Consider the following 12,790-nt stretch of genomic DNA (forward strand, 5'->3'; position numbering starts at 1 on the left):
GCCTCCACCACTGCCTGACCAAGCGCATCCCCTACAGCGAAGAGATCGCCTTCCCCACCATGGCTTGACAGATCAACCGCATCGGATGTCTGCCTTCGTCCCGCTCCGGCCCGGCCGCCGGCCGCCCGCCACACGGCGAAGGGGTGCTGAGGAGACAACCCGCTGTGGCTGGGGCGGCCGACTCCGCGGCTTTACGCAGCCACCATGGGGCGAGCCTCGAAGATCGGGGCCCATATCGGGCTATTGCGGGCAGGTCAACAGACTGCCCGAGTCGCCAGCAGCTTACGGGCCCCGATCTCTCACCCCATGGCAGCTCCCGCCCAAAGCCGCTTCGCTTGAACCAGTAGTGCGGATTCGATGGGCAGGCAACACCAACGTCTGGCATCATTCAGGCCTACACACACAATCTTCACCTAAGGGGGCCCGAGTGGCGTGCTCTTCGGGACGGCCGAGCTTCAGCCAAGACGCCGATCGAGCCCTGTTTGCCGAATCTGCTGGCACTTGCCTCCTTTGCAATAACACCCTCTTCCCAATGGACCCGAAGCGCAAGAGATCAATTTCAATTGCCGAACGAGCTCATGTCGTGGCTCACAGCGATGAAGGTCCGCGCGCAAATTCTGAAATCCCACAGGAACAGCGTGACGATCCTTCCAACATAGTGCTCCTCTGTCCGAATTGTCACACGAAAGTAGACAAAGCGCCAGAGGGCTATCCGGCCGAATACCTGCTTAGAGCGAAAGAATCCAGACGGCAAGCCGTAGCCCTAATAGGCGGAACGCCTTCATTTCTCACCCGCGCCGACGCGCACAGAGCAGTGAAGCGCATACTATTGAAAAACAGACTCTCCTTTCAAGAGAAGGGCCCCGATCCCGAAAATGGAAACATTGAATCGCGAGAGCGGGCAGCAGTCTGGTCGAGTTGTGTCATTAATGAAATTGTGCCGAATAACCGCCTGATCGTGGCGCTAGTGGAAATAAATGAAGATTTGGCGTTCGAAGGCGAAATCGAGGTCGCGGAAATCCTTAGACAGCATACCGACGCCCTGGAGAGTAAGCATCTGGGCGAGGCCCTCCTGGGGCCGGCACCTCGTTTTCCTAGCGGGGTCGAAATGCTCTTTGCGGAGAGGGAAGAGTGAGTCCAGTGAAATATCTTGTCGATTGGTTTGGGCCGAAAATTGAAACGCATAGCGCGGTGGAATCGACCTCTTGCATCTCGGCCAATCGCCTCGGTGTGCACCGAAAGGGTGGGGACTTCCTGACAATCGCGCCAATACAGGTCGACGTCCTGACCCAGGCGGTGGCAGAAGAAGTGCTCAGAGATGGAGAGGCAACCATTATCTGTCTGGTGCCGAAAACCTCTCACTACCTGTGGGTGGCGCGGGAGCGTGCTAATCAACTAGGGTCTGACGTTCAGACGATGCGTGAAGTCTTCTGGGCGCTAGGCATGGTTGATCCGCAGGGATTCCTGGATAAAGATGTCGACTCGACAATAAGGATTTTGGGTCAGCACTCGCGCGTAGAGCGGGTCCAGATGATCTGTGAATCCACCATGAAGGTCGTACGACTAGGAGGGATGTCAGACGTCAAGGTCTCGGTCGCGTACGGATATGAGTTCGGTGAAGAGACCTTGGTGAAGGAACTGGAGCGTCACCCGGACGTCGATGTTGTGTTGAACTCAAATCCCAATGGGCGGGCGACTGCGTCGGCACTAGAGCATGCCAAGCATGCAGGCGTACGCCTCCTCGATTTGAGTTCTTTGATGGGGGAGTTGAGAAATTCCTAATCAAAACCCCTCTGCGCATGTTACAGAAGTGCTTGCCGAAGTTGTTTCACTCTGCTCAGAGCACAGACTAAGATCACATCTTTACGTCTTTGGTTCCGCTGTTCGGGGCTGCCAGTCACCGGGCGACATCGATATCCTACTCCTCTATAGAAGTGGAGATTTGAAGCTGGCACACGAAGTCTGTAGTCGCATGCGAGCACTTATTGTGTATCCGCCAGTCGACGTCCTGGCTCTTAGCGAAGCAGAAGAAAAAGAGACAGATTTCGTCAGGAGTGTCGGAGCGATGAAACTGTGGCCAAGGCTGGAGTAGCGCTAAACCAGAATTAAAACTTCCGGGGGGGGATCTCGGTGCTGCTATCGCTATTGAACGAACCGTGGCTGCGCCCTGTGGTGCGGTCCGTTCAACTCTTTGCGACACCGGGCCGTGATGACGTCTACGAGTGGTGTGTTGACGCCGCACTGGATGAATCCTCACGCGCACGAAAAATGGGAAAGAGGCCAGGAACGTCGCGGCTCGACGTCCGCCGTGAGATGCATCGGCCGATTTACCGCACTGCTACCTACACCCACGCCGATGGTCCGGAGCGGAACGAATACGATAAATCGATTTCCAATCTGGAACGTGCACGGACAAAGCAGCAAGCCGCTGCAGAGGAATCCGAGTGGAACTGGAAGATCGCCTGTAGCTTGCTCGTCGCAGCCAGCTTGATCTTGCTCATCGTCGGCGGCCTAATGACCCTGATGGTGGCGGTGTTCAGCGCAGCGCTGCTGGTCTTCATCCTTTTCTGGTGCGGCACCTCAGTATGGTTCAATCTCCGCTACTGCCTGATCGCGGCGATGCTCGGCTTCTCATGTGCCGCCGGACGCGTAGAGCTCGGCTATCGAGCGGTGCGCTGGGGTGTGGTCCTCCTGGACGCCGGCATCGTTCCCGTGATGGATGGCATGATCCGCCATCTCATGGGCGAAGACCCAGACTCTCTCTTCATCCCACAGGGAACGTCGAAGGGCCTGCGAGCACCACGCGCACCTGGGTTCGTCGTCCAGACCGAAGCCATGCAGCAGCTGCAACGTAAACTCAGCCACCTGGAAGAGGGCACCATCGCAGTCTGCGGCCCACGCGGAGTGGGCAAATCCACCATGTTGGAGAAGGCCAAAGAGGAAGCAGACTTCGGCGTCCTGATCCAGGCGCCAGCCACCTACGCTCCGCACGACTTTCTGGTATCGCTCTCGGTTCGCCTATGCCAGGATTATATCGATCATGAGGGATATCAAGCCCCGGATTTTGCGCGCCTTTCACCATTTCATCGAATGCTGAGAAGTGCACGCCGCAGAATCAGGATTCTAGGCATCTGGTTGTCCTTTGCGCTGCCAGCGACTGCACTACTCGTATTGGGCACCTCCTCGGCGGTTCGCTCATTGTACGCCCAGTACATAGCCTCAGCTTCCGGCCATGCCCACGCCTGGGAACGCATCTCCCAAAACTGGATCCAGGAAGTGTGGAGAGGTCACGCCGTGGTCACCAGCGTCGTGATCAGCATCGCGGGAATCACCTGGTGGCTCTCGCGTCATGATCCATGGCTCCCACGGTCGCTGTTGCGCTTGTTCAGGGTTCTGGGGCCCACACTGGGCATAGTCGTAGCTATCGGCAGCTTAGCCAGTGCCTACTTCGACCCTCAGATACGTGAGCTTGCACCCGATGTGCCTGCCAATAGCTTGCTCGGGGCTTTGGGGTTGAGTGTCGGATGGTTCTATGCTTTCGCGGCAAGTCATTTGGTTAAGGCAAACCTCGATGTGGGCCGATGGACCATCCATGCCAGTGACGTCTGCAAGATCCTCGCCACCTCTTTGATTATTTACCTTCTCTACTTTCTCGTCCGTACGCCACAGACCTACGCACTCCTCTCAGATTCTCAAAATCCCCTGCGGATAGCCGGCCTGGTCCTAGGCGCCCTGCTAGCCCGCGCTGCCGGATGGCATCCCACTCCTACAGAACCCGACCTCGTTACCCGCTGCCGCAACCATCTGTACCGGCTACAGACCATCCAGACGACAACGAACACCCTGACCAACAGCACTGCCCAGATCATGGCGGTGGGCGGCTCACACGCCACGTCCATCGCAACGGTTCCGCCCAGCTATCCGGCCCTAGTGGAGGAGTTCCGCAGCCTCCTGTCCGCCATAGCCAATACCTTGGCAGCCAGAAGACAACGCGTCCTCATCGCCATCGACGAGGTCGACCGGCTCGGCTCCGATGCGCAGGCTTTGGCTTTCCTTGCCGAGATCAAAGCAATCCTTGGCATCCGCCACGTCTACTACCTGATCTCCGTCGCCGAGGACGTTGGTGCAGCCTTTGTCCGCCGCGGCATCCCCCACCGGGACGTCACCGACAGTTCCCTCGACGACATAATTCATGTCGAAGCCTGCACCTTGGAAGAGTCCAAAACTATCCTTAAGAAACGTTCGGAGGACCACACTGCGCACACAGCACTCTTAGCTCATAGCCTCTCTGGTGGCCTCCTCCGCGACCTGCTGCGCTACAGCCTGCAGATCGAAGAGATACAGGCCCGAACCAACACATACGAACTCGCCCACATCTCACGCCAGCTAATCCTTGAAGAACTCTCCGAGACACTCGCTGGCTTCCGCACACTGCTAAGCAAACAACAGTGGTCGCAGGACACTAGCGGCATCCTCAGTGATTTCCGCACTCTCTGCGGACACCTCAAGTCGGCACAGTGCCCCTGTTCTGATGAACCCCTTCTTCAGGCCCTCGCACATTTCGCGCACCAGCCTAATGGCGGACACTCGGCTTCTGGTGAGATCACCGACGGCGCTAGGCAACTAATCGACGAAGCCGCCGCCTACAGCTTCTTCTCCCTCACTCTGCTTGAGATCTTCACTGCACCAGGACTCGATCGCCGCACCGTACGCGCCATAATGCAGGGTGAATGCGGCGGTCAGGAACAACTGGCGGAGGCCCGTCTAGAATTGGGAATATCCCCGTACAGTGCGCGTACTCTAATCATCAACATACGTAAATCGTGGTCTCTCAACGACATCCCCAGCATTGATGTCATGGGAGCCGCGCTGCGCTCACTGTCGTGCCACCTGCACGGATCGCGACCTGATGCTTTTGGCTTGAGAAGAAACAACTAAGGCCTGTCCCGTAATGATCGGGTACTACCCCATGAGACTCCTTCGTGCGCTGCAGAGGGGGAGTCGGTTGATCTGGGAAGGCTGAGCAAAGTTTTTGGCGTGGCGGTGGGGCAACATCAACCAGTGGTGTAGACGCCCGCTCCCTCGCATGGGAACCGAAGGAACGTTGGCATGCCACAACCGTGCCACATTGGGCGGTCAGCCACGGTCAACGACGGGGCACCGGGGTCGCGATGACTGGCTGGGCTGGGGACTCTGCAAAGTTGCACTGACCTGCGTGCCCTCAATGGCCCTGACCACCAGGCTTACAAGGCAGATGTCGGCGGTTCGAAACCGTCCACGCCCACCAGCGAGAAGACCCCCAGCCGGGCAGGGCTGGGGGTCTTTGACATCCCGATCTGACATCAACGGCCACGCTCACTCACCGCCGGGACGCCTCCGGAGCAGCCGGTCCATGTGGCTCACGGCCTCACGCCGGGTGTCCCGCACGACGTGTGCGCAGACGTTCATCGTGACCGCGATCTGGCGGTGCCCCAGGATCTCCGTCACCACGCGGGACGCGACGCCCGCCGCGGTCAGCAGCGCGGCGCAGCCGTCCGGGCGTCATGCAGCCGGATCACGCGACGACCGGCGCTGCCGGCGACGCGCGTGAACGAGCGGTGCAGGTTCCGCGGCTCGACGATCCCGGAGGAGGAAGCGCGGCTCTTCCATCCGGCATTCCGACGTCATGGCGATGTTCCTGGCCTGCTGCGCGGTCCACTGGGCGGTGATGTCGGCGAGGTGGACGCGCCGGGTGCGGCGGTGGCCCCAGCTGCTGTTTTCGCGGGCCACGGGCAGGATGGGCCGTTTGACGGCCGGTGCGGTGGATGGGCGGCCGGGGCCGCGGTGCTGGGCGAAGGTCCATTTGCGGTGGGCCACTTGCCCATGTCAGCGCAGCAGTGCGGTCGCGGTGACGGCGAAGGCCTCCCGCCATCGCCCGCGAGGGACCAATCGCGACAGCACGACCCGCCGGATCCGCTCGCCACGGTGACGGAGGTGGGGTTGCCGTTCACGGTCGCGGTGAACGTACCGGCAGCGTATGTGTGGCTGGTCTGCCCGCTCCCGGTGGCGTCCAGGGCGACGGTGACCGTCGGGCTGCCGTCCCCGAAGTCCACCACCGCCGTCCCGCTCGGAGTGCCCCCGGAAATGCTGAAGGTCACCGGTTGCCCGCACGTCGGCGACGTGGGTGAGGTCGTCACCGTCAAGGGCGAAATCTCCGTCACGTTGGCCGAATTGGCGTTGGTGACGTAGACGTTGCTGTTCTGCGCCGCCGCCACCGAGAACGGGAACGCGCCGGCGGGGACGGTGGCCAGGACCGTGTTATTGGTACTGTCGATCACCGTCACGTTGTTCGAATTCGAGTTGCCGACGTAGACGTTGCCGGTCGGCGCCACCGCTATCCCGAACGGGCCCCCGCCGGTGGGGACGGTGGCGAGGACGGTGTTGGTGGCACTGTCGATCACCGTCACGTTGTTCGAAACGGTGTTGGTGACGTAGACGTTGCCGTTCTGGGCCACCGCGAACACCCCCGGGACCGAGCCGGCGGGGACGGTGGCCACGACCGTGTTCGTGGAACTGTCGATCACCGTCACGCTGTTCGAGGTCTGGTTGGCGATGTAGACGTTGCCGTTCTGGGCCACCGCCGCCGCGCCCGGGAACCCGCCGGAGGGGAGGGTGGTCACGACGGTGTTATTGGCGCTGTTGATCACCGTCACGGTGTTCGCGTTGCGGTTGGCGACGTAGACGTTGCCGTTCGCCGCCACTGCCACCGCGTCCGGGACCGCGCCGACGGGGACGGTGGCCAGGACGGTGTTCGTGGTGCTGTCGATCACCGTCACGCTGTTCGACGTCGAGTTGGCGACGTAGACCCTGCCGTTGGGCGCCACCGCCAACGCGAACGGGCCCCCGCCGGTGGGGACAGTGGCCAGGACCGTGTTATTGGCGCTGTTGATCACCGTCACGTTGTTCGAGCTCTGGTTGGTGACGTAGACGTTGCCGTTCTGCGCCACCGCAATCATGGCCGGGTCCGAGCCGACGGGGACGGTGGCCAGGACGGTGTTCGTGGTGCTGTCGATCACCGTCACGTTGCCCGAATTGGCATTGCCGACGTAGACGTTGCCGTTCTGCGCCACCGCCGCCGCCAGCGGGGTCGTGCCCGCCGGGATCGTCACCGTGGAGAACGCCGCGCTCAACGCCTCAGTTTCTCCACCGGGTTTCAAGCGTTTGTGGAGCAGGTCTTTGCGTATTGCTGCGGAGGCGTGGGGAGCAGCGGTGGGCAGGAGGGCGAGGGAAAGCACAGCCAGGATGACGCTCAACCGGGTGAGCCATTGGTGCCGTGCGCTGCGGCGTAGGCCTGCGCAGAGGCCGCCGGATATGAGCTCAGGGGGGATGAGGGGCATCGTTCCTCCAGGCCGGTCGGCTCTTGGGAGCCGTCATGATGAATTGCGACGGCTGAGCAGTAAGAAGAGCCCAGCCGTCCGTCAATGCACATCCTTTGGGCCGCCACAGTGCTCTGCCAGCCGGAATGCTCTGAACGTGACCGCTTCCCGGGACTTCTCCCCCGGAAGCCTGCCGGCGCGAGCTACAGGGGGGAGCCCGCATCTTCCGAACGCCGGCTCGGTCGTGGCTGACATCACTGGATGACATCAGCGCCCGGGAACGACGACGGCACGAGGCAGCCGAAGACCGACCAGAGCGCGCCCGTGTGGGCGCCCTCTTGGGGCCCGCCCAGAACCCGCCCGAACTGACAAAGCCACGGATCGGCAACGAAGCGGAACGTGAGCCTGCCTCGGGGCATGACGCTGTCCGCTCGTGCCGAGGGGAGCGGTCGGGTGCGGCGCCGGCGGGATTCGAACCCGCGGGCTGGGTAGGGCAAGGGCCGCCCGGACCCGCACTGGAGCGTCGTAGGAGGGACCTTCCCCTACGACGATCGCAATCGACCGCTCTGCCACGGCGCCGCAACCTACGGGACCGCGCGATCCCGCTTCGGCGAGCGTGGAGGCAGTCTCGTGCGAAGGGCGACCACATTGTTCGCGGATGCGGGCCCAGCTCGCAGGACACGACCGTCCGACCCTCACTGCGGGTCGCGCAGGACGTGTTCCTTGCCACAGCCGTACCACAGCAGGCGGTCAGCCACGAACAGCGAGGTGTCGCCTTGGTCGCGATGACCGGCTGAGCTGGGGACTCTCCAAAGCCCCCTCTGACCTGCGCAACCTCGACAGCCCTGACCACCAGGCTCACGAGGCAGGTGTTCAGCGCGCACACGATTCCATGGAAGTCAGAGCTCGGGCTTGGGCGGCCGCTGCATCAGTACGGCGGCTGCCTCATCGAGGCTGACCTTCGCGTTGAGCAGGTCGGAGACGATTTCCGAGATCGGCATCTCGACACCGTGGGTATGAGCCAGGGCGAGGACCGCTTCAGCGGACTTGACGCCCTCAGTGGTCTGTCGAGTGGCGGCCGCTGCCTGTTCCACGCTGAGGCCCCGCCCGAGGTGGGTGCCGAACGTGCGGTTGCGCGAGAGCGGGGAGGAGCAGGCGGCCACCAGGTCGCCCATCCCCGCCATACCGGCCAGGGTGGCCGGGTGGGCGCCCATAGCCGTGGCCAGCCGGGTGCTCTCGGCAAGCCCGCGGGTGATGAGCATGGCTGCGGCGTTGTCGCCCAGGCCCATGCCCGAGGCGATGCCGGCCGCGAGACCGATGACGTTCTTCACCGCGCCGCCCAGCTCGCAACCCACCACGTCGGTGCTGGTGTAGGGCCGGAAGGAGGGACCATGGCACGCCTGCTGGAAGCGGCGTGCGACGTCCTCGTCGGGGCACGCGATAGTCGCGGCAGCGGGATGTCCGGCCATGATCTCGGGAGCGAGGTTCGGACCCGAAAGCACCACGACACGGTCCGCGCTCACGCCGGTCACCTCGGCGATGACCTGACTCGCCCGCAGGCCGCTGCTCCGTTCAATGCCCTTCATCAACGACACGATCACGGCGTCGGACCCGATGTGCGATGCCCAAGAGGCGAGACTGGCCCGCAGCGACTGCGCGGGGATGGAGAGCACGAGGAAGTCGGCACCGCGCAGCGCGGTGGCCGGATCGGTCGTCGCGGTCACGCAGGCGGGCAGCTCGAAGTCCGGAAAGTACCCAGGGTTGCGGTGAACCGTATTGATCGCGTCGGCGATCTCGCCGCGGCGGGCGTGCATGATGACGTCGGTGCCGGCATCAGCCATGATCTTGGCGACAGCGGTGCCCCAGGAACCAGCCGAGAACACTGCCGATCGGACAGGACGGTGCTGGGGCAAAGCGGGTCCTCTCGCTGTGCGTCGGCATACGGCCGGCCCGACGGCCGGACCCGGGCAGCCTATCGACCGACCCAGGCACGGCAGCGGCGTAGCGTCGCCCCGCCGCTGTCGCCCGCAAAGGACTCGACGGCTCGGCGCCTGCTCCCGTTGCGGCTGGCATCAGCGCAAGAGGACGACCCCCGGAGCCAGGCTCACCGGAGACTGACCAACGGCCGCCCGTGCAGGCCTCTTCCGGCAGGACGCAGAGAGCTTGGCCCGAACCCGCAAGGCAGATGCCGACGGTTCGGGACCGTCCTTTTGAGGCCAACAGCCCAGGCCGCCCGGCATGACCGGCCGCCGGCTCCCGCTCGAGCGGGCCGGCAACCCTGGCGGCACATTCGGGTGACGGCACCCTTGCGGGGGGATGCGGTGAGTCGGCAAGGGCCGTGGAGACGATGCCGGTGCCCATGACGAAGGCGAGCGCACCCGCGTTGACGTCGGCCACCGCGGCGGAGAGCGCCGCGCGGCGTCCGGAAGGCGCCTGCTCATCGTTCCTGCGACGGATGATCTTGACCATCGGGCATCCTCCGGTCGCTGAAGCGGTAGCAGCATTGTGCCGATCTGCGCATTCCATCACCTTTCGGGCATGGCCGCGGCGGCCCGCGCCAGAGCCTCCATGACGCTGTCCGTGACGGCCCGTGGAGTCAGGCCCGCGTCCACGAGGATCGGCACGGGTGGCCTGCCGGGGAATCAGTCAACCCGCGTGCGCCGGTGCCGCCGGCGCGGGCCAGGACCTGTCCGGTCGATCGCGGTTCGACTGCCCGGGGACCTGAGCCCTCCGGTACAGCGGTTGCCCGTGACCAGGCGTTGGCAGGTCTTACGATCAGTCCGTGACTGATACTCCGACGCATTGGACCGTGCGCCATTTCTCGCAGGCCAACCCCGCCGGCCCCGGCTGCGACAGCGTTCCGGCTCTCCTGCGGCGGCTGGCCGACTCCATCGAGGAGTTGGGCCCGGTTGAGATCCAGCACGTGGTCATCGAGGACGAGATGACCGAGCACGGACCCTGGCGCTCGGGCACCGTCTACTTCCACCTGCCGGAAGACGAATGAGGACTGAACCGCGGCCACATACCGGCCGGGCAGCTTCTGGCTAGCCGAGGACGAGCAGGGCGAGCGAGAGCACAAGCGTCGTTGCCGAGCCGACCACGAAGAAGAGCGCCACTTTGCCGCTCCCCACGTTGTCGGGAGTCAGCACGTTGACCGGTTCCCGCGGGTCGTAGACCACCTCGACCACGCCCCCCACGCGGGCGGGCGGGAAGTTGAACGGCCCGATCGTGGTGCGTATGTCCTCACCGCTGTCCGACGTGAACCGGATCATGAGCGTGACGCTTCCATTCGGCCCTCCTCCGATGTTCACGCACGTCGCTCGGGTCCGGACCCCGCGCTTGCGCAACGCGGCACCTCCCTGGCGGACGCGCCACGAGAGCCAGAGGACGGGAATCGACACCACGGCCACCGGAATCGCCGGACCGAACACTTCATCCCCCCAGATGTCAGCCACCGGACCGCCCAGCGGCGGACCTTCGCAACCGGCGGCAACCACGCGTCACTCCAGGGCTGTCGGTCCCCGCGCGTCACGGACGTGATCCACACGCCCGACACGGGCAGGCAGTCCGAGTCGTCGCCGCGTCTCGCGTGGGGCCTGGCGGTTCGGCCTCGGGTGACGCTTGACTGCTCAGTGGGCAGGTTTACGGACCGCCCGAGCCGCCGCAGGCTTACGGGCGGCTTCCGTCCGAACGCCGCTCCCCCGTCGCCCGCCCCGGCACGTGCCTCTTGACGGCGCGAAACCGCGCGTGAGGTGATCACCCCACACGTCAGCCTCATCGGGATGGGCCATGATCCGCTCGTACGCCGCGGCACAGCAAGGTTCGCCGTCAGCAGGCCACTTGCTCTTCATCGCAGTGGGTTTCCTGCTGGCCGGGGGCTACCTCGTCCACTGGGTCGGTCAGTGGAAGGGCGAATCCCCCGGCCTTGATCGGTCCGTTGGGCAGGCAGCCGTCACGGCCTTCGGGCGCAAGGCGTACCTCGTGTGCGGATGGACGTGCCTGGCCTTCGGCACGTTGTGCCTCGTCTCGGCGGTCGGCATCGCGCTGACCGGTTGATCCGGCGGTCGGAAGCAGCGCCGTGGGCCGTCTCCGCGCCGATGACAGGCGATCGCGGCGTCGACGCGGGCGTGAAGCCGTGCGCGGCGCCGCCTGCCTGGCGCAGGTCCGCCGCAATGCTCCTTCGAGGGCTCCCACGACACGATGACGCGTCGACCGGTCCCGCTCTTCCCACGTCGTCCAGGGTCAGCCAGGGGGCGACCAGCGGCACCGAGCCGGCGTGCGCGTGGTGGCGCGCTGTTCTAGTGTCGGACCGAGGGGTGGTCTGCCGAGCCGACGGGTACGGGGCCCGGTTCACGGTAGTGCTGCGGTCGTGCCCGCCTCGGCGCCTTGAATCCCCGACCAGCCCCGGAGAGCAGGTGCCTCCCATGCGCACGTCGATCCGAATCGCCGAAGTCCTCACCGGTCTGGCCGTCGCCCTCGGCGGTGCGGCTTTCGCCGCGCCCGCCGCCCACGCGGACATCCCGGCCTGCACGAACATGGTCCAGCAGACGGGCGTCGAGGTCTCCGGCGCCGTCACGTCGGCATGCACCCTCGGGGTGCACGGCGATCTGCAGGGCTGCGTGAGCGGCCTGACCGCGCTCGGTGTACCGGGCGGCGCCGCCACCGGTGCCTGCCGGGCAGCGGCCAACCCTCCGCGGTAGCATTCGGGCGCCATGGGGGGGTGGATGGCTTCTCTTACGTTGACGTGGACGCCGCACCATCACGGCTGGGCCTTCGTCAACATCGCTGACGGTCACGGTGAGGCCGAGGTCTTCGCCTCCTACGTCACGGATGCGCCGGGGCAGTTGTTGTCCGCGATCACACGGCTTCTGCGTGGCGACGAAGACGCGGGAGCCGAGTTCGAGGGGGAACCTCAGGTCTACCGGTGGTTCTTCCACCGAGACGGGTCCGACGTCGGTATCCGGCTGGTCGAGGTGAAGGACCGTCGCACGCCCGACGGTTCAGGGACCGTCCTGTGGTCGGGACGCCACGCCGTCAGGGCACTCGCACGGGTGGCTGTGCGCGCATTCGACCAGGTCGTTCATGAGCTGGGTGAGGAGGGCTACGCATCCCGATGGGGCCGTCCCTTCCCCCGATCCGAGCTCGAGGCGCTACGGGCCGGGATGCGCGCCCACTGATGTCCGGGCACGGCGGTGCGGCCGGCTCTCGCGGTGCCGGCCGCCACGTTTCGGGCAGGCGTGGAACCCCTGCGACGCCGGGGTGGACGACGCGGCCGACCACGGCTTCCTCTTCCTCTGCTCGGCTGGAGCCGGCCGAGCTCCGCGTGCCCGCGTCCTCGCGGTGACGCTCCTCGCCGTCTTCAGGGGCGGCGCCACCACCACGCCCTCGTGCCCCAGCGGCGTGCGTCCCCGGGGGCCGGGCTTCCCGCCGGCCCC

General features: G+C 64.7%; 10 protein-coding genes, 1 tRNA gene and 1 pseudogene. 7 read left to right on the forward strand and 5 right to left on the reverse strand.

Features of this window, described 5'->3' with window-relative positions; translation table 11 throughout:
- Window positions 1–532: 532 nt before the first annotated feature.
- The 3 genes from ACIP98_RS35135 to ACIP98_RS35145 all read left to right on the forward strand — a co-directional run bounded on the left by ACIP98_RS35135 (window position 533) and on the right by ACIP98_RS35145 (window position 4,938).
- Entirely contained in the window at window positions 533–1,135 is a 603-nt protein-coding gene (locus tag ACIP98_RS35135) for an HNH endonuclease (RefSeq protein WP_401980056.1), read from the forward strand.
- A gap of 5 nt (window positions 1,136–1,140) precedes the next feature.
- Complete coding sequence (locus tag ACIP98_RS35140; RefSeq protein ID WP_401980057.1) at window positions 1,141–1,782, forward strand: hypothetical protein; 642 nt, start codon at window positions 1,141–1,143, stop codon at window positions 1,780–1,782.
- A 390-nt stretch (window positions 1,783–2,172) separates the two neighbouring features.
- The gene (locus tag ACIP98_RS35145) at window positions 2,173–4,938 is read left to right on the forward strand and encodes a P-loop NTPase fold protein (RefSeq protein ID WP_401980058.1); all 2,766 of its coding nucleotides are present in this window, start codon (window positions 2,173–2,175) and stop codon (window positions 4,936–4,938) included.
- 417 nt (window positions 4,939–5,355) lie between these two features.
- Here ACIP98_RS35145 and ACIP98_RS35150 read toward each other — a convergent pair.
- From ACIP98_RS35150 to ACIP98_RS35165, 4 genes and pseudogenes are all read right to left on the reverse strand, one after another.
- Window positions 5,356–5,618: pseudogene (locus tag ACIP98_RS35150) on the reverse strand (tyrosine-type recombinase/integrase); the annotation flags it as partial.
- Between the two features lie 45 nt (window positions 5,619–5,663).
- Window positions 5,664–7,169, reverse strand: a complete 1,506-nt coding sequence (locus ACIP98_RS35155) for a hypothetical protein (protein ID WP_401980060.1) — start codon at window positions 7,167–7,169, stop codon at window positions 5,664–5,666.
- 642 nt (window positions 7,170–7,811) lie between these two features.
- Window positions 7,812–7,934: transfer RNA gene (locus ACIP98_RS35160), tRNA-Lys, on the reverse strand.
- 320 nt (window positions 7,935–8,254) lie between these two features.
- Window positions 8,255–9,268, reverse strand: coding sequence for an NAD(P)H-dependent glycerol-3-phosphate dehydrogenase (locus tag ACIP98_RS35165; RefSeq protein WP_401980062.1), 1,014 nt, complete (start codon window positions 9,266–9,268; stop codon window positions 8,255–8,257).
- 869 nt (window positions 9,269–10,137) lie between these two features.
- Between ACIP98_RS35165 and ACIP98_RS35170 the strand changes: the two genes are divergently transcribed.
- A complete protein-coding gene (locus ACIP98_RS35170) occupies window positions 10,138–10,359 on the forward strand; it encodes a hypothetical protein (RefSeq protein WP_319662546.1) in 222 nt (73 codons plus the stop codon).
- Window positions 10,360–10,399: 40 nt separating this feature from the next.
- Here the strand turns inward: ACIP98_RS35170 and ACIP98_RS35175 are convergent, their stop codons facing one another.
- Window positions 10,400–10,852, reverse strand: a complete 453-nt coding sequence (locus tag ACIP98_RS35175) for a DUF3592 domain-containing protein (protein ID WP_401980065.1) — start codon at window positions 10,850–10,852, stop codon at window positions 10,400–10,402.
- Between the two features lie 292 nt (window positions 10,853–11,144).
- On the opposite strand from ACIP98_RS35175, the gene ACIP98_RS35180 reads away from it, so the two are divergent.
- From ACIP98_RS35180 to ACIP98_RS35190, 3 genes are all read left to right on the forward strand, one after another.
- A complete protein-coding gene (locus ACIP98_RS35180) occupies window positions 11,145–11,411 on the forward strand; it encodes a hypothetical protein (RefSeq protein ID WP_401980068.1) in 267 nt (88 codons plus the stop codon).
- Window positions 11,412–11,779: 368 nt separating this feature from the next.
- On the forward strand, window positions 11,780–12,055 hold the full coding sequence (locus ACIP98_RS35185; protein WP_319662549.1) for a hypothetical protein: 276 nt from the start codon (window positions 11,780–11,782) through the stop codon (window positions 12,053–12,055).
- Between the two features lie 24 nt (window positions 12,056–12,079).
- Window positions 12,080–12,532: a hypothetical protein gene (locus ACIP98_RS35190; RefSeq protein WP_401980071.1), complete on the forward strand. Its 453-nt coding sequence runs from the start codon at window positions 12,080–12,082 to the stop codon at window positions 12,530–12,532.
- Window positions 12,533–12,790 lie beyond the last annotated feature (258 nt).

The organism is Streptomyces sp. NPDC088354 (assembly GCF_044753585.1).
In the GTDB taxonomy this organism is placed as follows: Bacteria; Actinomycetota; Actinomycetes; order Streptomycetales; family Streptomycetaceae; genus Actinacidiphila.